The 19,549-nt window shown below is 46.6% G+C and carries 16 protein-coding genes; 9 read left to right on the forward strand and 7 right to left on the reverse strand.

From position 1 onward, the window contains the following. Nucleotides 1-427: 427 nt before the first annotated feature. Complete coding sequence (locus ACRC32_RS24235; protein ID WP_438556374.1) at nucleotides 428-877, forward strand: ATP-binding protein; 450 nt, start codon at nucleotides 428-430, stop codon at nucleotides 875-877. Between the two features lie 105 nt (nucleotides 878-982). On the opposite strand, the gene ACRC32_RS24240 is transcribed toward ACRC32_RS24235, so the two are convergent. Then, nucleotides 983-1,276: a DUF6439 family protein gene (locus tag ACRC32_RS24240; protein ID WP_438556394.1), complete on the reverse strand. Its 294-nt coding sequence runs from the start codon at nucleotides 1,274-1,276 to the stop codon at nucleotides 983-985. 44 nt (nucleotides 1,277-1,320) lie between these two features. Between ACRC32_RS24240 and ACRC32_RS24245 the strand changes: the two genes are divergently transcribed. The 3 genes from ACRC32_RS24245 (at nucleotide 1,321) to ACRC32_RS24255 (ending at nucleotide 4,176) form a co-directional block, all read left to right on the forward strand. Further along, complete coding sequence (locus tag ACRC32_RS24245; protein ID WP_438556375.1) at nucleotides 1,321-1,698, forward strand: DUF2203 domain-containing protein; 378 nt, start codon at nucleotides 1,321-1,323, stop codon at nucleotides 1,696-1,698. 206 nt (nucleotides 1,699-1,904) lie between these two features. Further along, nucleotides 1,905-3,296, forward strand: coding sequence for an asparagine--tRNA ligase (gene asnS, locus ACRC32_RS24250; protein ID WP_438556376.1), 1,392 nt, complete (start codon nucleotides 1,905-1,907; stop codon nucleotides 3,294-3,296). A 154-nt stretch (nucleotides 3,297-3,450) separates the two neighbouring features. Then, entirely contained in the window at nucleotides 3,451-4,176 is a 726-nt protein-coding gene (locus ACRC32_RS24255; protein ID WP_438556377.1) for a gamma-glutamyl-gamma-aminobutyrate hydrolase family protein, read from the forward strand. A 156-nt stretch (nucleotides 4,177-4,332) separates the two neighbouring features. Here the strand turns inward: ACRC32_RS24255 and hisIE are convergent, their stop codons facing one another. After that, nucleotides 4,333-4,986: a bifunctional phosphoribosyl-AMP cyclohydrolase/phosphoribosyl-ATP diphosphatase HisIE gene (hisIE, locus tag ACRC32_RS24260; RefSeq protein WP_438556378.1), complete on the reverse strand. Its 654-nt coding sequence runs from the start codon at nucleotides 4,984-4,986 to the stop codon at nucleotides 4,333-4,335. Nucleotides 4,987-5,127: 141 nt separating this feature from the next. After that, nucleotides 5,128-5,316 carry a ChaB family protein gene (locus tag ACRC32_RS24265; RefSeq protein WP_192158008.1) on the reverse strand — a complete coding sequence of 63 codons (189 nt, stop codon included), beginning with the start codon at nucleotides 5,314-5,316 and terminating at the stop codon, nucleotides 5,128-5,130. Between the two features lie 104 nt (nucleotides 5,317-5,420). Here ACRC32_RS24265 and hemL point away from each other — a divergent pair, with 104 nt between their 5' ends. Next, nucleotides 5,421-6,719, forward strand: a complete 1,299-nt coding sequence (hemL, locus tag ACRC32_RS24270) for a glutamate-1-semialdehyde 2,1-aminomutase (protein WP_438556379.1) — start codon at nucleotides 5,421-5,423, stop codon at nucleotides 6,717-6,719. A gap of 219 nt (nucleotides 6,720-6,938) precedes the next feature. Here hemL and ACRC32_RS24275 read toward each other — a convergent pair whose 3' ends face one another. Beyond that, a complete protein-coding gene (locus ACRC32_RS24275; RefSeq protein ID WP_039717305.1) occupies nucleotides 6,939-7,337 on the reverse strand; it encodes a response regulator in 399 nt (132 codons plus the stop codon). Between the two features lie 311 nt (nucleotides 7,338-7,648). Here ACRC32_RS24275 and gyrA point away from each other — a divergent pair, with 311 nt between their 5' ends. The 3 genes from gyrA (at nucleotide 7,649) to ACRC32_RS24290 (ending at nucleotide 12,209) form a co-directional block, all read left to right on the forward strand. After that, nucleotides 7,649-10,159, forward strand: coding sequence for a DNA gyrase subunit A (gene gyrA, locus ACRC32_RS24280; RefSeq protein ID WP_438556380.1), 2,511 nt, complete (start codon nucleotides 7,649-7,651; stop codon nucleotides 10,157-10,159). A gap of 31 nt (nucleotides 10,160-10,190) precedes the next feature. Beyond that, the gene (locus tag ACRC32_RS24285) at nucleotides 10,191-11,261 is read left to right on the forward strand and encodes an ABC transporter ATP-binding protein (RefSeq protein ID WP_438556381.1); all 1,071 of its coding nucleotides are present in this window, start codon (nucleotides 10,191-10,193) and stop codon (nucleotides 11,259-11,261) included. Nucleotides 11,262-11,345: 84 nt separating this feature from the next. Next, nucleotides 11,346-12,209, forward strand: coding sequence for a glycosyltransferase family 2 protein (locus ACRC32_RS24290; RefSeq protein WP_438556395.1), 864 nt, complete (start codon nucleotides 11,346-11,348; stop codon nucleotides 12,207-12,209). An 11-nt stretch (nucleotides 12,210-12,220) separates the two neighbouring features. Here ACRC32_RS24290 and cobN read toward each other — a convergent pair whose 3' ends face one another. Continuing rightward, a complete protein-coding gene (gene cobN / locus ACRC32_RS24295) occupies nucleotides 12,221-16,348 on the reverse strand; it encodes a cobaltochelatase subunit CobN (RefSeq protein WP_438556382.1) in 4,128 nt (1,375 codons plus the stop codon). A gap of 93 nt (nucleotides 16,349-16,441) precedes the next feature. Between cobN and ACRC32_RS24300 the strand changes: the two genes are divergently transcribed. Then, the gene (locus ACRC32_RS24300; protein ID WP_438556383.1) at nucleotides 16,442-18,484 is read left to right on the forward strand and encodes a GAF domain-containing sensor histidine kinase; all 2,043 of its coding nucleotides are present in this window, start codon (nucleotides 16,442-16,444) and stop codon (nucleotides 18,482-18,484) included. An 82-nt stretch (nucleotides 18,485-18,566) separates the two neighbouring features. On the opposite strand, the gene ACRC32_RS24305 is transcribed toward ACRC32_RS24300, so the two are convergent. Further along, on the reverse strand, nucleotides 18,567-19,055 hold the full coding sequence (locus ACRC32_RS24305) for a hypothetical protein (RefSeq protein ID WP_438556384.1): 489 nt from the start codon (nucleotides 19,053-19,055) through the stop codon (nucleotides 18,567-18,569). A gap of 5 nt (nucleotides 19,056-19,060) precedes the next feature. Next, nucleotides 19,061-19,435 (reverse strand): DUF6152 family protein, encoded by a 375-nt coding sequence (locus tag ACRC32_RS24310; protein ID WP_438556385.1) that lies wholly within the window; start codon nucleotides 19,433-19,435, stop codon nucleotides 19,061-19,063. Between the last annotated feature and the right edge of the window lie 114 nt (nucleotides 19,436-19,549).

The following is a 19,549-nucleotide window of genomic DNA, read 5'->3' on the forward strand; positions in this document are numbered from 1 at the left end:
TTACGATAGATCCGCATAAATGTGTAGGATAGAAGATAACAAAGATGCTAATATTGATTAAGAGGCAGCTGCCAATTTTAATCTCGATCAATACAATTCAAGTGAAAATACAGTCAACGCATATATAACGCATATATCAAGGTTGGCTGTTGTTTTTGAAGGTTGGCAGATATCCAAGGGGCTATATGCTGTTGAGGAAGAAAGGCTGGATTCGCTCGATTGGTTGTCTATATGGAGTGGCGATCGCAAATCGTACGCGCAAGTTTTTTATAGCTTCGCAGTAGTTCTTTCAGCTATTGCACGTCAGCAACGTTTGCTTTGAATGCATACAAACGAAGTAAATCGTACCTAGCGTTTGTTAATTCGTTATGTTTGTCGCTCAGCAAGTTCGTGTCATTAATAGCCGGAAGCTACGGAGTTTTTTGTAGTGATTACTATCTCATCGCGTCCAGTTGGGCGTAACTGGAGTACGATTAGCTTTGCCTCTACGCTCTATTTGTGTTCTATCCTCGATTTACTCTTAGCAGAAGTACCGGGTCGGTTGCAAGCAGAATTACGCCTGGGTTTGCAGGAAGCACTAGTTAATGCAGCTAAACACGGGAACAAGCTAGATCCCGGTAAGGTTGTTATCGTCCGATTTTCTTACACAGACGACCATTATTGGTGGATCATTTCCGATCAGGGCTGTGGTTTTGACCGTCCGTGCGATTGCAACCCAGATCCAGAAGCATATTTGCCCTCAGTAGAATCGGAGAACGGTCGCGGTACTTGTATTTTATACAAAATATTCGATCGCGTAATTTGGAACGCAGCTGGCACAGAACTTAGACTTGGTAAGCAGATGGGTAGCCGTTTCCGTTTACCTCTGCTTAATTAGGGAGCAGGGAGCAGGGAGTAGGGAGCAGTTATCAGTGACCAGCGAGCAGTTAACAATCCACTACACCCCACACTTCCCACACTTCCCACACCTCCCACACACCCCTCACTCCTCGCCCCTCACCCCTTTTTGATGAGTGGGACAAGGCGGGGCAGAGATCGAGCGGTCTAACCAGCCAACTGCCTGTTGTAACCTTGGTAATGCTTCTTCTGGTTGGTCTTTCAGTAAAAAGACGATCGCCGCCGCTGCTTGTTCGTTAGCTCTGGCTTTACGATTAGACTTAAGCTTGTGCCACTCATCAGGCGAGATCGACAATCTTTCCATCAAAGCTTGGGCTAGTTCCTGCGTGCTAAATTCGCTTAACGATGATTTTCGATCCAACTTGGTAGGTTGAAGCATACTGGTGGGCATATTAGTTTCGATCGCTAATCTAACAAATATCGATGCAACCGCCACAGCCACCAGAATCACCTGCACCATCAGAGGATGAGTTGGAAAACTCAATCGCAGAAGTTGAGCGATCGCTTGTCGCCCTGAAACAACGCTACGCTCAAGTCAAACATGACCAACAGCAGCAAGCAGAACTCCAGCAGCAATTAAAACAGGTTAAGCGAGACATCGAGCGATCGCGATCGCCACACTCAAAAGTACAGTTAAAGGCAGAACTAAAGCAAATTCAAGCACAGCTAGAAACCATAGAAGTCAACCTCGAAAGCCAATTATTTTCTTGGGGAAGCCTGAAAGCCCCTTTCTGGCAAGCTGTCCGCTTCGGTGGCTTAGGAGTTATTGTAGGCTGGATATTGAAGTCTTTTACTGGGTAGGGAGTAGGAAAGTGGTGCGATCGATGCGGGTGTGGGGTGTAGTGAGTGGCTGGTGGCTAGCGGCTAGTGACCAGAGTTGGTAAATTTTGAATTTTGAATTTTGAATTTTGAATTTTGAATTCCCCTCACTCCTCGCTCCGGACTTCGTCCCGCTTCGCTAACACTCCTCGCCCCTACTCCCTACTCCCTACTCCCTACTCCCTAAAATGATGAAGCGACGCATTATTGAAATTTTACGCAACGGACAACCAGATGAGTCTGTGACGGTTCAGGGTTGGATACGCACCAAACGCGATTTGAAAGGGTTTGCGTTTGTAGAAGTGAACGATGGATCGTCTTTGGCAAGTTTGCAAGCGGTACTGAAGGCGGAAATGCCAGACTACGAAGCAACTCTGAAGCAGATTAATACTGGTGCTTCGGTAGAAATTAGCGGCGTACTCGTGCCTTCTCAAGGTAAAGGGCAAAGAATTGAATTGCAAGCCGAAACCGTAAAAGTGTTTGGTGATGCCGATCCCGAAACATACCCATTGCAGAAAAAACGCCACTCATTTGAATTTTTGCGGACAATTGGACATTTGCGATCGCGTACCAACTCATTAGGGGCAGTTTTTCGCGTCCGTAATGCCTGTGCGACAGCAATCCATCAGTTCTTTCAAGAACGGGGTTTTTTGTGGGTTCACACCCCTGTGATTACCCGTAACGATTGCGAAGGCGCGGGGGAACTATTTACAGTTACGAGTTTGGATCTCAAGAAGATTCCGCAGACTGAAAATGGCAAAATCGATTACAGCCAAGATTTTTTCGGCGGACAAGCTTTTTTAACTGTCAGCGGACAATTAGAGGCTGAAGTCATGGCGATGGCGTTTAGCAACGTCTATACGTTTGGTCCTACATTTCGGGCAGAAAATTCTAATACTTCCCGACATTTAGCAGAATTTTGGATGGTAGAGCCAGAAATGGCTTTCTGCGATTTAGTTGGGAATATGGATTTAGCAGAAGCGTTTTTGAAGCAGATCTTCAAATATGTTTTAGAAACTTGTCCAGAAGATATGGAATTTTTCAATCAGCGAATTGATGATTCTGTGTTGGCAACGGCTGATAATATTATCAACAATCAATTTGAACGAATTACTTATACAGAGGCGATCGCCCAGTTAGAAAAGGCAACAAAAACTTTTGAATATCCGGTGGAGTGGGGATTGGATTTACAGTCAGAACACGAACGTTACCTAGCAGAAGAATTATTTAAAAAACCAGTTATCGTTACCGATTATCCGAAGCAGATTAAAGCCTTTTATATGCGGGTGAACGACGATGACAAAACCGTTCGTGCTATGGACGTTCTCGCACCCAAAATCGGCGAAATTATTGGCGGTTCTCAACGGGAGGAACGGTTAGAAGTTTTGGAAAAAAGAATGCAAGCTCAAGATATCAATCCTGACGAGCTGTGGTGGTATTTAGACTTGCGCCGTTACGGTACTGTACCTCATGCTGGCTTTGGTTTAGGGTTTGAAAGGTTAGTCCAGTTTATGACAGGTATGGGCAATATTCGCGATGTCATTCCCTTCCCCCGTGCGCCATTAAGTGCCGAGTTTTAAAATAAGGTGGGCAATGCCCACCATACAGCTATATGGAAGTAAGCAGCGTTACCAACTTAGCGACTGCGATCGGGCAAAATAGCAACAGGGATGGCAGAATAGCAGAATGCCGCGATCGCACCTCAAATTAGAAAAACAGTAAGTAAAACGCACGATGCAGTTTCAGCCACCTCTCATTGGCATCACCACATCGGGACAGATGCTTACCGGTAATTTCTCTCTATCTAAATTCTATGTAGAAGCAGTACGCTCAGCAGGAGGCGTACCGATACTAATTCCAGCAGGAGAACCTAACCTAGCCGCCGTGTTTGCTCAGTTAGATGGTTTGGTTTTCTCTGGTGGAGGTGATATCGATCCCGACATGTATAATGGGGTGTGTCATCCTACGATTTACAATATCGACGCAGAACGCGATCGCTCGGAAATTTCTCTAGCGCAATTGGCTTTGGCTACTGAAATACCAATTTTGGGTATTTGTCGCGGCTTAGAAATATTAGTGGTAGCTACTGGTGGTAGCCTGATTCCTCACTTGCCTGATGAGTTTGGCGAAGTTATAGCCCATCGAGCTGACCAAACGCTTTCTACCGAGCATACTGTAAAAATTGCTCCAGATACTCACCTAGCCCAAATTGTCGGTACGTTAGAAGTACCTGTCGTTTCTTGGCATCATCAAGCAGTTGGTACTATTCCCTCTGAGTGGCGGATTGCGGCAAAAGCACCAGATGGAGTCATCGAAGCCTTAGAACACGAAAATCATCCTTGGGCGATCGCGCTACAATGGCATCCTGAAATGTCTATTCAAGATTCATCCCAATATCGGATCTTTCACGCTTTTGTAACTGCGGCAAGAACGAGAATGGGGATGTGGAGAACCGCTTGATTCAGTTGTTAGGGAGTCGGGAGTCGGGGGATAAGAGAGCTGAGGGAGAATCGCCCAGATGAGGGAGCGATTCAAAATTCACGCATTCAAAATTCAAAATTCACTACACCCCACACCCCACACCCCACACCCTATTTACTGGTCACTGGTCACTGATTAACGGCGGCGCTGTTGGAGTTTGCGGTAAACGTCTTTCAAATCGACGTGGTGATATGCTAGGGCGACTAAAGTATGGTATAGCAAATCGGCTACTTCCCCCGCGATCGCATCTGGTTCGTCGTCTTTAAATGCCATCACTACCTCAGCCGACTCCTCGCCAATTTTCTTTAAAATTTTATTGTCTCCCCCTGCTAAGAGCTTGCAGGTGTAAGAACCTTCTTGAGGATTATCGCGGCGATCGCTAATGATGGCAAACAACTGAGACAGAGTGTCTGCTGATGGTGGAACAATCTGTCCGTCTTCGCGGTGAAAACAACTCCGTTCCCCCGTATGGCAAGCAATATCACCGATTTGTTCGGCACTGATGAGAATTGCGTCGCTATCGCAATCATAACGGAGCGATCGCACTTTTTGGATGTGTCCTGATGTTGCTCCTTTATGCCATAGTTCTGTACGGGAACGACTCCAAAACCAAGTTTCCCCCGTGTCTAAAGTTTTTTGCAACGACTCGCGATTCATCCACGCCAGCATTAACACCGTACCATCCAAATAATCTTGGACGATGGCTGGTACTAACCCCCGCTCGTCGTAGCGAATTTTATCCAACGGAATAGCTTGAGCAAAAGAATTTAATTCTGGATTGGAGGACATAAAGAGAGTGAGTAGGGAGTAGTGAAGAGGAGTTAGTGGTTGAGTAACTAGTTAATTATCTCTTACCTATGACCTCTTACCCCTTACCCCTTGCCTCTGGCTTCTTACCATTGCTCGCTACTTGCTACTCACTTCTAAACTCTAAACACTTGTGACTAAATTTCTGGCAGAATAGATCTTTACGGCAGTTAGAGCTGCTTTATGAGCTTGTGTTGTTTCTCCATACCATTGGATGGTTGAATTGTAAGCAGCTCGATATAAATCTTGTGCTGCTTCAGATAAGCGATCGCGGATTTCCGCAGGTAAATCTTGATTGGTTCGGTATAACATAATTTTATTCTTTTTTTATCGTGTAATTTATTACATTAGGTGTTGTGAATTGAGCGCACAAACCCCAAAAGACAGAGTTTTAATATTCAACTTAGGAGAGAACCTTGGTTAATACCAGCATTAAAACCACCAAATCAGAAGAGATTTTTGCCGCTGCTCAGAAACTCATGCCTGGAGGCGTTAGTTCTCCAGTCCGAGCTTTTAAATCTGTAGGCGGACAGCCGATCGTATTCGATCGCGTTGAGGGAGCATACATTTGGGATGTAGATGGCAATAAATACATCGATTATGTCGGGACTTGGGGTCCCGCCATTTGCGGACACGCTCATCCAGAGGTGATCGCTGCTTTACACGCCGCCTTAGAAAAAGGTACGAGCTTCGGCGCGCCTTCTGTTTTGGAAAACGTGCTAGCGGAGATGGTCGTTGATGCCGTCCCTAGCATTGAAATGGTACGCTTCGTCAACTCCGGTACGGAAGCTTGTATGGCAGTCCTGCGCTTGATGCGAGCTTTTACAGGACGAGATAAAATTATCAAATTTGAAGGCTGCTATCACGGTCATGCCGATATGTTTCTGGTTAAAGCTGGTTCTGGGGTTGCTACCCTCGGCTTACCAGATTCCCCTGGAGTGCCTAAATCTGCTACAAGCAACACTCTCACTGCGCCTTACAACGATCTAGAAACAGTCAAAGCTTTATTTGAAGAAAACCCTGATGAAATTGCAGGGGTCATTTTAGAGCCAGTTGTCGGTAATGCAGGCTTTATTTCTCCCGACGCGGGCTTTTTGGAAGGATTGCGAGAAATTACCCGCGATCGCGGTGCATTGCTCGTATTTGACGAAGTAATGACAGGCTTTCGCATTGCCTACGGTGGCGCTCAAGAGAGATTTGGCATCACTCCTGACTTAACTACGCTGGGTAAAATTATCGGTGGCGGTTTGCCTGTAGGCGCTTACGGTGGACGCAAAGATATCATGTCCATGATTGCCCCAGCGGGTCCCGTCTATCAGGCTGGAACGCTTTCTGGTAATCCCTTAGCGATGACAGCAGGGATTAAAACATTGGAATTACTGCAAAAGCCTGGGACATACGAAGCGCTCGATCGCATCACGAAAAAGTTAGCTGATGGAATGCTGCAAGTTGCTCAAGAAACAGGACACGCCGCTTGTGGCGGGCAAATTAGCGGAATGTTTGGCTTCTTCTTTACCGAAGGACCAGTACATAATTACGAAGACGCTAAAAAGGCAGATTTAATCAAATTCAGCCGTTTCTATCGCGGGATGTTAGAGCGGGGAGTTTATCTCGCGCCTTCTCAATTTGAAGCTGGCTTTACCTCTTTAGCTCACACCGATGCAGATGTAGAGCAGACTTTAGCCGCTGCTAGGGAAGTGTTGGGAAGTTTGTAGGGAGCAGGGAGTAGGGAGCAGGGAGTAGGGAGAAGAGGAAATTTTTGACTTGCGACTTCATCCTTTGCCATGTTTTCTTCGCCGCGATCGCGCTCAGTCGCGATCGCGGCTTGTTTTCGTACTTTTATTTAGTACATCTGTATTAAGATAAAAAACAGAGAGTTCAAGGACTGCAACTCACTCCCTGCTCCCTGCTCCCTGCTCCCTGCTCCCTGCTCCCTATTCCTTTGGCAGCATCGCCCAAATTTGTTCGACAAACTGCTGGTGATCCACAACTGGTTTTGAAATGTAACCGTCTGCACCGCTTTGGCGCAGAAAGTTTTCGCGATCGCCTTCCATGACGTGGGCTGTGACGAGGATAATTGGTAACTTAGCAGTTTGCGGATTTGCCTTCAGCATTTGGGTAATCTTGATCCCGTCCACGGCTTTACCCTGATAAACGCTGCGCGAAAGAGAAACATCCATCAAAATAATATCGACTTGTCCAGATGTCGCAATCTCCATGACCTCTTCTACATTTTCCGTATGCTTTGTCTCCAAGCCACCACGTTTTGTCAAAATTTTGGCAAAAACGCGAGCATTTATAGGGTCATCCTCTACAATCAAAACGGTTTTCATCATAACTTTGTTACAGGAGATTGCATATTAAATTGACAGCGGACGTAAGCTATGACAGCATTCTCTGGCTGTTGTTAAGGTACGAATAAAATTTTCCTTTAGTAGAATTGCATACTTAAAGCGAAAAAACAGGAGTGGGTAAATTGAAATCTAAGCGAGATCGTCGCTAATCCAGAATAATACTGGGAATTACTCATCGGCTACTATTAGTATCTTTTTGTAAGCAAATAAATTAGGATGCTGAGGGTAAGCTTTGTAAAGATACTATTAAATTTTTAGCGTTTGTCGTTATCAACTAGGAAACATCACTCATGGCAAAACAATTAAACCTTCTCCCAGCGGGACAGGTGATTCCCACAGCCCTGCATATAGAAATGCAACGGTCTTATCTGGAATATGCCATGAGCGTAATTGTAGGGCGGGCATTACCAGACGTGCGTGATGGCTTAAAACCAGTTCACAGGCGAATTTTATATGCCATGCATGAATTGGGTTTAACTCCCGATCGCCCTTATCGTAAATGCGCCAGGGTAGTAGGTGACGTACTCGGTAAGTACCATCCCCACGGCGATCAAGCGGTATACGATGCTTTAGTCCGTCTCGTACAAGACTTTTCCAGCCGCTATCCCTTGCTGGCGGGACACGGTAACTTCGGTTCGGTAGATAACGACCCACCAGCAGCAATGCGTTACACCGAGACTCGCCTCGCACCAGTTGGTAATGAGGCGATGCTGACTGAGATTGGCGAAGAAACGGTTGATTTTATCGGCAACTTCGACAATTCCCAACAAGAGCCAGTCGTATTACCAGCCCAACTACCGTTTTTATTGCTCAACGGTGCGTCGGGAATTGCTGTGGGGATGGCGACAAATATTCCTCCCCACAATTTGGGAGAAATCATCGATGGTTTAGTTACCCTGATCGACCAACCAGAATTATCGGACGACAAGCTATTTGAGTTAATTCCTGGACCCGACTTTCCCACTGGGGGCGAAATTATTGGCAATACGGGAATTCGCGAAGCTTACACCACTGGACGGGGTAGTATTACCATCAGAGGGATTGCTCAAATTGAAGAAATTCAAACCGGAGTCAAGCGATCGCGCCGCACGACAGCAATCGTCGTGACAGAATTACCCTATCAAGTTAATAAAGCAGGTTGGATCGAAAAAGTCGCAGAATTAGTTAATCAGGGTAGGATTGAGGGCATTGGCGACTTGCGAGATGAAAGCGATCGCCAAGGGATGCGGGTGGTGATAGAACTCAAACGAGATGCCGATCCGCAGGCTGTTTTGCGCCAGTTGTACCATCACACTTCCCTGCAAACAAATTTTGGGGCAATTTTCCTCGCTTTAGTAGACGGACAACCGCGCCAACTTTCCTTAAGACAGCTATTACAGGAATTTTTAAGTTTCCGCGAACAAACTCTGATTCGGCGCTACACTCACGACTTGAATCGAGCCGAAAGTCGCGCGCATTTGGTAGAAGGGTTGCTAACAGCTTTATCCCACTTGGATGAAGTCATTGCAATTTTGCGGCAGGCAAGCGATGGTAGTACGGCTAAAATCACCCTGCAAAATGAGTTGCAATTGAGCGAAGCCCAAGCCGATGCAATCTTAGCAATGCCCATGCGTCGCCTGACGGGTTTGGAACAAAAGAACCTGCAAACTGAATTTGAATCTCTCAGCGAACAAATCCAGACTTTGCGACGGTTGTTAAGCGATCGCCACGAGTTATTAAAGGCATTGAAAAAAGATTTGCGATCGCTCAGACGTAAATTTGCCGACTCTCGCCGGACTCGCATTGGCACTCAAGAAGCAGTAGAGGAACAGGGTACACCCCATACCCCATACTCTACACCCCACACCCCACCAGAAGAAGTTGCTTTGGAGTTTACCCAAAAAGGGTATGTCAGAAGGTTAGCTGTTAATGGTAATAAGCCCGGAAGGAAGCCGAAGTCAGACAACGGTTTGATGGAAAATGACTTTGTGATTCAAACCGCAACCGCTAAGACAGATGAGAATTTAGTCGTGTTTACCAGTGGTGGAAAGGTTTACCCGTTGCAGGTGGGCGATATTCCTCCTAGTAGCGGGCGATCGCTACGGGGTATGCCATTGATTGGTTTGCTGCCAGGATCGGCTGCTAACAGTACGGAAAGTATTGTGACTCAACTGCTATTACCCGCAGAAACAGAAAACATCCAAGCGCTGTTCATGACTCAATTAGGAAGAGTGAAGCGCTTAGCTGCATCGGAGTTACAAAATCTGACCAATCGCGGTTTGACGGTGGTGAAGTTTAAGGATGAAGACCGCTTGTTAGGCGTGCAACCGATCGAGCCAGGACAATTTTTGATCCTCGCTTCAGCAGGAGGTAGGTTGTTAAGATTTGGTATAGATGACGAGCAGTTGCCAATTCTAGGACGGACGGCAATGGGAATGCAAGGCTTGCGGCTGCGAAAACAAGAAGAAATGGTTGGCGGAGTGGCAATAGACGATCTCAAAACTAATTTGTTGCTCGTCACCCAAGAAGGATATGCAAAGCGAATACCCGCCCATGTGTTGCGTCAAGGCAATCGCGGTGATATTCCAACTCAAGCTTTAGCTTTTAGCAGCAAATCGGATCGGCTGGCAGGAATTGTATCGGCAACAATAAGTGAGGTCGCTTTGCTCACCAGCAATCAGCGGATCGTGCGCTTACCGGTAGATAAAGTAGGCAAATGGGGTAAAGAAGGCACGGGCGATCGCCTCCGCGAAATTAAGGATAATGAGAAAATTATCTCTGTTATTGCCATTCCAGCTACCAATTCATCAGGTGTAGAGTAATACGATAAGCTATTGACAATTAACATCTAGCGTGATTCAAGTTGCTTTAGAAAACGTCAGTAAGATTTACGGCAAAGTCCAAGCCGTGCAGTCTGTCAGTCTCGACGTGCAGCAAGGAGAATTTTTCACGCTGCTAGGGGCTTCTGGTTCGGGAAAAACAACTTTACTGCGGCTAATTGGCGGTTTTGAAACCCCCGATACTGGCTGTATTTACATTGGGGGCAAAGATGTGAATCGTCTGCCTGCCTATAAGCGTAATGTCCATACGGTGTTTCAGGACTACGCCTTGTTTCCCCACCTATCGGTATTTGAGAATGTGGGTTATGCTTTGCAGGCAAAGCGATCGCCTGTGGCAGAAATTAGCCAACGAGTTACGGAAGCTTTGAAACTCGTCCAACTCGCAGAAATGGCGCAGAGGCTACCTTCCCAACTGTCCGGCGGACAAAAACAACGGGTAGCTTTAGCACGGGCAATTGTCGATCGCCCTGACGTATTACTTTTAGACGAACCGCTTTCAGCTTTGGATGCCAAAATTCGGATGGAACTGCGGCAGGAATTGAAACAACTCCAACGTCAGACGGGAATTAGCTTTATTTATATCACCCACGACCAAGAAGAAGCTCTAGCGTTGAGCGATCGCATGGCGATTTTGAAATCTGGCAAGCTATTACAAGTCGGCACGCCTTTAGAAGTCTACGAACAGCCTGCCGACTTATACGTTGCTGAATTTATCGGACGGGCAAATTTTCTTGATGGCGTGTTGTTAAGTGTAGATGGGCAGCGAGGAAGAGTGCAAATTGGCGAGACAGCAATTGTTGAAGGAACAGTGGTTGAAGGAACGACCGCAGCGATTTCTCCTGGTAATGCAGTACGATTAGTCGTGCGTCCAGAAAATATTTGCCTAAATCACGCCAATATTGGTTATGCAGCCACAATTATTCAAAGTCAATACCTCGGTTATGCTACGAGTTATTTAGTGAATGCGATCGGACTCAATTTCCACGTCACGGAACTGCGGCGACGCGGAACTAGCCCCTATAAAGAGGGAGAACGAGTTTTTATCTCTTGGGAATGGATGGAAGCATTGATTTTTTCTTCTTAGTCATTTGTCGTTTGTAGTTATTCTTCCCTTGTCCCCTCTTTCTTTCCCTTACTCCTCATCCCTCACTCCTCGCCCCTAGTTATGATGCCAAAACTCAGTATCATCATACCGACACGCGATCGCCCGCAGCTATTACCGCGCGCAGTGCAAAGTGCTTTATCCCAAACAATGGCAGATCTCGAAGTGATTGTCGTTGATGATGCTTCCACCCAACCGGTGGATTTACCAGCAGATCCGCGTTTGCGAATAATTCGTTTATCTCAGGCTCGCGGGGGTGCGGGGGCGCGGAATGTAGGTACGGAAGCGGCGCAAGGGCGCTGGATTGCCTATTTAGATGACGATGACTGTCTTTTACCCCATATGGCAGATGTCTCCTTAGAGGCGATCGCTAAAGCAACTTTACCTCCACCTGTCGGCGTTATTTCTGGGATCGACGTGGTAGATGATACAGGAAAAACTCTAGAAACTCGCCTCCCGCCTCCCAGTCGTCCCCGTGGCTGTCATTTTGCTCTAGAAGTTTTGGAACCAGGCAAATCTTACAACACCAAACAAACTTTAGTGGTGGAACGGGATGCGATTTTACAGATAGGAGGCTGGGATGAAACGTTTCGTTCCCGCGTCCATACCGAACTTTTTCTGCGGCTAAATCCCGTCTGTTCGATCTTGGGTTTACCTATTGTTACCTATCAACTTTACGAGCATCCAGGGGCGCGAGTGTCGCGCAATACGAATTTGCGTCAGGAAAGTTTTCAACGTTTGATTGACAAGCATCAGGCAGTTTTTCGCGCCCACCCGCAGATGTTTGCGAATTTTGTCTACGATCACGCCCTGATGTCCTATCGGATGGGGCAAAAGTCTCAAGCCTTATCCAGCGTTGTTTGGGCAATACAGATCGATCCATTACGGACGATGAAAAAGACGATCGAAAAGCTAGTGCAACGCTTTTAATTCCGTTCCAATTACTTTTCTTCGATCGCTCCTTCAGCTTGATGGGCGATCGCTCGTAACTTATCTATAATCTCTGGTGTCACTTGCCACAATCCTCGCTGCTTGGCTTCAATTAACCTTTCTGCCATATCTCGTAATGCCCAAGGATTTTTTTGTTGCACGAAGTCTTGGACGGCTGGATCGAATAAATAAGCTTCGGCAATGCCTTGATACATATAATCTTCCACGCAATCAGCTGTAGCATCGTAGGCAAATAAATAATCTACCGTCGCTGCCATTTCAAAAGCCCCTTTATAACCGTGACGCATCACCCCCGCAATCCATTTCGGATTAACGACGCGAGAACGATATACCTTGGCAATTTCTTCTTTTAAATGACGAATGCGAGGGTTTGCCGGAATAGAATTGTCACCAAAATATGTCTGAGGATTTTTACCGCGAACGGCACGCACGGCAACAGTTAAACCACCTTGAAATTGATAGTAATCGTCAGAATCGAGCAGATCGTGTTCGCGATTGTCTTGGTTGTGCAAGACAATTTGCATTTCACCCAAACGTTGCTCGAACGCTTCTGGGGCGGCTCGTCCTTCTGAGTTACGGGAATAAGCGTAGCAACTCCAATTAATATAAGCACGGGCTAAATCGCGATCGCCCGTCCAATTTTGCGCTTCAATTAATCCTTGTAACCCAGCTCCATAAGCCCCTGGTTTAGAACCAAAAACACGGTAAAGCGATCGCTCTTTTGCCTGTTCGGGTGTCAATCCCGCCGAATACCAAAACTGGGTTTCGTGTTTCACCTTGGCAGCAAGGGGATTTTGGGCTGGCGGTTCGTCCAACTGCGCCACGGCAATAACGGCACTATCAAACAAATCGATTAAATTAGGAAAAGCATCGCGGAAAAAACCAGAAATTCTTAAGGTCACATCCACGCGCGGACGCGCCAACACCGATAGAGGCAAAATTTCAAAATCCACCACCCGCCGAGAAACTCCATCCCATACCGGACGCACTCCCAATAAAGCCAAAGCCTCAGCAATGTCATCTCCTCCAGTCCGCATGGTAGAAGTTCCCCAAATCGACAAACCAAGAGTTTTGGGATATTCTCCGTTTTCCTGCGTGTAGCGTTCGATTAAAGCTTCAGCTGCTTTACGTCCGATATCCCATGCTGTTTCTGTCGGAATGGCGCGGATATCCACCGAGTAAAAATTTTTTCCCGTTGGTAATACTTCTGGACGACCTCTCGTCGGCGCACCCGATGCACCACTAGGAACATAGCGCCCATCCAAACCGCGTAGTAAATTGGTAATTTCCTGTTGAGTTTGTGCTAAAGCGGGTAAGAGGCGATCGCGAATCCAGATTAATGTATTGGTAATGGGTAATGGGTAATGAATGGGTAGTTGGGTGGTGCGTGGTGCGTGGTTTTTCTCCCCCACCTCCTCCAGCTCTCTTCTCCCCGATTCCTGTACGAGCGGGTTTAATGGCAGAACTGTTTGTTTTTCACAAGGAGCTTCAAAAAAACCCGCCCCTACAACTCCCGACTCCTCAATTAGGACTTCCACCAACTCAGCCGCATATTGTTCTAACACCTCGATCGCATCGCCAATTGTATGACAGGGTTTTTCAGTTTTTGCTGATAAAATTTGAGCGCTCGTCTCCGAAAGTTGAGTGCTGAAATCTGCCGTGAGAGGATCGAAATCTAATTCCCAGGCTTGAGCAATTGCGCGGGCAATCCCTGGCTGGTAAGAATTAGGTTGACGAGCGATCGCCACAATTAAATCTCGTAATTGTTCTCCTTGCGGGCATTGTCCAAATATATGCAAACCATCGCGAATTTGAGCTTCTTTGAGTTCGCATAAATAACCGTCGAGTTGGTTAATTGGTAGTTGGTAGTTGGTAGTTGGTAGTTGGGTAGTGCGTGGTGCGTTTTTCTCCCTCAGCTCCCTCAGCTCTCTTCCCCCGACTCCCGACTCCCGCTCCATGCCCAAGTCTAAGTGTAAATTTTCCTGAACAATTAATCGCCAAATGCGATCGCCAATGGCTGGCAATCGAGTCGGATCTAAACTTTGGGCTTCGTAATACTCGTCAACTAAACCTTCTAATTGGTGCAGCGCTCCGTAGAGTTCTGCCCGCGTCATCGGAGGCGTTAAATGGTCGATAATCACTGCTTGGGCGCGGCGTTTTGCTTGCGAACCTTCCCCAGGATCGTTGACGATAAACGGGTAGAAATGGGGCATAGCACCTAAAGCAATTTCGGGATAGCACTGGCTTGATAGCGCCACACTTTTACCTGGAAGCCATTCCAAATTACCGTGCTTGCCTACATGTACGATCGCATCAGCACCAAAATGCTGTCGCAGCCAATAATAAAAAGCCAAATAAGTATGCGGTGGCTCTAAGTCAGGCGCGTGGTAATTTAACGCCGGATCGCGATCGTACCCCCGTGCTGGTTGAATACCCACGAAGACGTTACCGAGTTGAATGCCTGGAATTGGTAATGGGTTGTTGGTTGTTGGTAGTTGGTAGTTGGTATTTGAGTGGTGAGTGGCGCGTGGTTTTTCTCCCCCTGCTCCCCCTGCTCCCTGCTCCCTGCTCCCTTTCCCCCACCGACTAGCAATCCCCTGCTGCACTGCTTCAGGAAGGGTGGCAAAATATTGTTGATACTCTTGCCAACTCAATTGCTGTGAAAGCGATCGCAACTGACTATCAGGATCGTTTGTCACTCCAGATGTCAGGCGTTGGATCAGTTCGTCTCCAGTTTGCGGTAGATTTTTTACTTGATATCCCGCTTGCTGGAGCGATTTGAGAATTTCTATACAACTAGCAGGGGTATCTAATCCAACTCCGTTTGCCAAACGTCCGTCACGATTGGGGTAGTTTGCTAAAATGAGAGCGATTTTGCGTGCTGCTGGCGGACGAGAACGCAGCTGCACCCAACGCTGAGTTAGTTCAGCCACAAATTCAAGGCGATCGCGCACCGACTCGTAAACGACTACATTCGTCTCTAAAGCTGCATTCCAGCTCTGTACTGCTTTAAACGACACAGCACGGCTAATAATGCGCCCATCCACTTCTGGTAGTGCCACATTCATGCCGATATCCCGTGGCGATAGCCCTTGAGAACTTGTCTCCCAGGTTGAAATTGAACTGCTACTAAAAATAACTTGCAGTATTGGTATGTCTAGTTGTTGCCACAGGTTAGCGGGAATCGGGAGTTGGGAGTCGGGAGTCGAGAAAATACGTGCTAGAGAAAAACTCGTTGTATTTAATAAAACTTGAATTTCTGCCTCATCTTTAGGCTGGAAGTAAGATAGGACATCTGCTTGCACTTGTGGATCGCGTAGCGAAGAAACGAAAACTGGTACTGGTAACAGATTTCTAGCTACTAATGCTTGACAAAGATCGTCAATTACACCCGTATTACCTGCTAAATAGTGAGCGCGGTAGAACAGAATGCCAATTTTTGGTAACTGGTAATTGGTAGTTGGTAGTTGTTTCTCCCTCAGCTCCCTCAGCTCCTGAGCTGCTCTTCCCCCTGCTCCCTGCACCGAAGCGCTCCCTGCTCCCTGCTCCCTGCTTCCAACTCCCGACTTCCACCCATATAACCCTACACGCGGAACCACCTGTGGAGGTTGAGGATTGTATGAAGTATGAAGGCAGACATCGGCAGTGAATAGCAGAGCATTGACGGCATTTTCTACTCCACCTTCTAGAAAGTATCGCCACAGTCGATCTCCCACTGCTAACGGAACAGTCGAATGTGCGACTAAATCGGGGTCGATCGCGTCATCTCCTGGGATAACTATCAGTGCTGCACCAGTCCGCCGTGCTGTTTCCCGCACCACTTCTAAACCATAAGACCAATACGATCGTCCCCCCAAAAGCCGTAGTATAATAGCTTGAGCTTTTTCTAAAACGTCTTCTACATAAGTATCTATAACAATTTGTTGCTGTAATTGCAGCAAATTAGCAACTCGAAAAGTGGGAAAGTCCCTCGGTAACTGAGTCACTGCTGCTGCCAAAGTTTGAATATCGGTATCGGTAGCACTAAGAAACACCAAAGGAGCTGGAGTTTGTGCAAATAAAGCGACACCATTAGCTTGAGGATTCCAATCTCCAGGGGTGGTACTGATACGATGCATATAACTCTCTGTTCGGCTTAGACTAGTGGTTAAGCTGCATGGGAAAACTTTCTTAGCCTATCATCCAAATCTTATCTATCTCAATCTGCGAAAATGTCTAGTTCTCAGGACTTGAGCTTCCATCAACTTTTGCCCCTGACAATTTTTCAGCAATTAGGGCAACTTCTTCAACAGATGGCTCAAGAATTGGGAAATGAAGCTTTGATAGTTACGGAAGAAGCACTGGTTTCAATTCCGACACGACTTGAAGCAACAGATAAGTTTACATTAGTCGTGTCACAACAATTTAGCGCTTTGCTAGTAGCAGAAAGAAGACAGGAGACAGGAGCTAGGAGACAGAGAGAAGAACTTACACTGAAAGAGTCAATAATTTCAAACTCAGTCAATTCAGAATTTGATACAGAAGCTTACGTTACTCTGCAAGAGCGAAACTCAGAATTACTCAATGCCAAATTAACATTTGAGCCAGAAGCGATCGCCCAATTTTTGCAACACCTAAACGGCTGCTTAGAAGATAATTTTCTGGCTCGCGCTACTTTAGCTCGATACAGCCAAGTCATTCAACCCAACAACGCTATCCTTCAAGGGAAATTTACGTTAATGTTACTATCCGTGCTAGCCTCAAGCTCGCACCAAAATGACGAACAAGAGTTGATTTACCCTTTTGTTTCGGTCTGCCAACCTGTAGAAGAGGCTTTGCACCAACAAATTGCCCACGAGCGTTTGCTCAACCAAGTGACGACTCAGATCCGTCAAAGCTTGGAATTACCCATCATCATCTCAAATGTAGTAGAACGAGTACGAGAGTTTTTGCAAGTCGATCGCCTAGTAGTCTATCAATTTGAGCAGCAAGAATTATTTATTAGGGAGCAGGGAGCAGGGAGCAGGGAGCAGGGAGCAGGGAGCAACTCAAAATTCAAAATTCAAAATTCAAAATTAATTCGGAATTCCGAATTCTCCACTCAAGGCTGTGTCATCTACGAAGCCCGTGCTAGCGAGTCAATCAATTCCGTGTTGAACTACAGAGAAGAGAACTGCTTTATTCCTTCTTCTAGGTGTTGGGAGAAATATCGCCAAGGTTTTACGCTGGCGATCGCAGATGTTGACAAAGCTTATGTTTTATCGTCTTGCTTGCTTGCCTTTTTGCAGAAAACTCAGGTACGAGCCAAGCTAATCGCTCCAATTGTATTTCAGCAACAACTTTGGGGTTTACTCATCGCGCACCAATGCTACGAACCGCGCTCTTGGCAGGAAAATGAGAAAAATTTACTGCGGCGAATAGCGGAACAACTGGCGATCGCAATCTATCAAGAAGAGTTAATGCGATCGCTGAAGCTGGAAAAACAAACCCTAGAACAAAGAGTAATCGAGCGGACACAAGCATTGCATGATGCTCTACTTGCAGCTCAAGCAGCTAGCCGTGCTAAAAGTGAATTTCTTGCTACGATGAGCCATGAATTACGCACTCCCCTTACTAGTGTCATCGGGATGTCATCTACCTTACTACGTTGGCCCTTAGGAGAAATGAGTCAGCGCCAACGTCAGTTCTTGCAAACAATTCACGATAGTGGCGAACATCTTCTAGCACTCATCAACGACATTTTAGAACTGACGCAGTTCGAGTCAGGCAAGGCAGTTTTAAATTTAAGCGAATTTGCTCTAGCGCAACTAGCGGAAGCCAGTTTGCGATCGCTAAGCGATCGAGCAACGCGCCAAGCAGTTAATCTCATGCTCGATCTCAAAATCTCTCCCGACTATCGGCTTTTTGCCGATCCCCAACGAGTCAGTCAAATCTTATGGAATCTACTCAGTAACGCGATTAAATTTACTCCTGAGGGCGGAGAGGCGATTTTAAGAATTTGGAGCGAGAATAACTTTGCCGTAATTCAAGTAGAAGATACGGGAATTGGCATTGCTGAAGAACATTTACCTCTGATTTTTGAAAAATTCCAACAACTCGATTCTCCTTACCAGCGTCGTTCCGACGGGACGGGACTGGGTTTAGCTTTGACTAAGCAACTCGTCGAACTCCACCAAGGTCGGATTGAGGTTGAATCGACTCTGGGTACAGGCTCTGTTTTTACCGTTTGGTTGCCTAATAATAGGGAGCAGGGAGCAGGGAGCAGGGAGCAGTAATCAGTGAGCAGTAACCAGTGACCAGTGACCAGTGAACAGTTGTCAGTCAACAAATGACTCTTGACCAATGACAAATGACGAATCAAATATAAGCAATCAGACGACCGCAAACGATCGCCACAGCCCAGAGCAACAGGGAGAAGATCGCGATCGCTCTCACTCCTATTGGCGCTCGAACACCTCGATTCCACCACTGAATTGTCCTAGAATAATATACGTGAAATGCAGCCGCATTCATCCCAGCAAAGGCGATCGCTCCTAGCTTTACGCGAAAGGCAGGATTAGCCGCGATCGCTTCCGCTTCAGACGCAAATAAGAGGAAACCTGTCAAGAGGGCAGAGCCAAAACTGATGTAAGTCCAGGGTAAAAGATGTCCTGCTAGATCGGTGACTAGTAAATGGCGGGAAAAGCCGAGCAACCGCAGGTCGAACATGGCGATCGCTCCAACTAGAATGGCAAAACTGATAATGTGGCAAGTTTCGACAATTGGATAGAGCCACGCCCACTGTCGCATTGCCACAGACAAGGCACTCTCTTGGAGCCAAGTCAACCAGCTTTGATGCTCAAGCATACTGTTTAGCGCAGTGGTATAGTTTTTTCATCGACTATAATTTTCTCTGCTCGCATCTCATTTTTCTCGCTACGGTGAGGATAGCCTACGACATTAACCGTTTCCCCAACTTGCAATTGTTTCGGTGGTAATCCTCGGTTTTGCAGTCGCGAGGGTGGAGCAAGGACGGCTTCCCATACCTGCTCTTTGGTTTGAAGTTGTAAAACAACATGTGGGTTATCGTAGCCTATTGCTTGAATTTTTCCTGACAGGTTGAGCGTTTTGCTGTTATCATATTCGCTCCATCCGTGATGTGCTATTGCCGCGCTTGTCCAAGTAGCCATGAAGATTGCTACACAACAAGCCGTGACTATCATCCGCATCATTTTCATTCTCAGCATTTTTCTAGCCTCCAGCAAGCGTTAGGTACTGGCGGATATTTGGCGATCGCATTAGGGTCTAGTATGACTGACAAATATGACGTGGATGTGTCAGCTTTCAATCCGCTATTCGCA

The organism is Chroococcidiopsis sp. (assembly GCF_051657925.1).
Classification (GTDB): domain Bacteria; phylum Cyanobacteriota; class Cyanobacteriia; order Cyanobacteriales; family Chroococcidiopsidaceae; genus Chroococcidiopsis.

What these genes read in the sequence shown, in the direction of transcription:
- ACRC32_RS24255 (WP_438556377.1), top strand. Translation starts at nt 3,451, where the DNA reads ATGCAGTTTCAGCCACCTCTCATTGGCATCACCACATCGGGACAGATG.
- cobN (WP_438556382.1), bottom strand. Translation starts at nt 16,348, where the DNA reads ATGCATCGTATCAGTACCACCCCTGGAGATTGGAATCCTCAAGCTAAT.
- asnS (WP_438556376.1), top strand. Translation starts at nt 1,905, where the DNA reads ATGATGAAGCGACGCATTATTGAAATTTTACGCAACGGACAACCAGAT.
- ACRC32_RS24265 (WP_192158008.1), bottom strand. Translation starts at nt 5,316, where the DNA reads ATGTTATACCGAACCAATCAAGATTTACCTGCGGAAATCCGCGATCGC.
- ACRC32_RS24275 (WP_039717305.1), bottom strand. Translation starts at nt 7,337, where the DNA reads ATGAAAACCGTTTTGATTGTAGAGGATGACCCTATAAATGCTCGCGTT.
- ACRC32_RS24305 (WP_438556384.1), bottom strand. Translation starts at nt 19,055, where the DNA reads ATGCTTGAGCATCAAAGCTGGTTGACTTGGCTCCAAGAGAGTGCCTTG.
- ACRC32_RS24290 (WP_438556395.1), top strand. Translation starts at nt 11,346, where the DNA reads ATGCCAAAACTCAGTATCATCATACCGACACGCGATCGCCCGCAGCTA.
- ACRC32_RS24245 (WP_438556375.1), top strand. Translation starts at nt 1,321, where the DNA reads ATGCAACCGCCACAGCCACCAGAATCACCTGCACCATCAGAGGATGAG.
- ACRC32_RS24310 (WP_438556385.1), bottom strand. Translation starts at nt 19,435, where the DNA reads ATGCTGAGAATGAAAATGATGCGGATGATAGTCACGGCTTGTTGTGTA.
- gyrA (WP_438556380.1), top strand. Translation starts at nt 7,649, where the DNA reads ATGGCAAAACAATTAAACCTTCTCCCAGCGGGACAGGTGATTCCCACA.
- hisIE (WP_438556378.1), bottom strand. Translation starts at nt 4,986, where the DNA reads ATGTCCTCCAATCCAGAATTAAATTCTTTTGCTCAAGCTATTCCGTTG.
- ACRC32_RS24240 (WP_438556394.1), bottom strand. Translation starts at nt 1,276, where the DNA reads ATGCTTCAACCTACCAAGTTGGATCGAAAATCATCGTTAAGCGAATTT.
- ACRC32_RS24300 (WP_438556383.1), top strand. Translation starts at nt 16,442, where the DNA reads ATGTCTAGTTCTCAGGACTTGAGCTTCCATCAACTTTTGCCCCTGACA.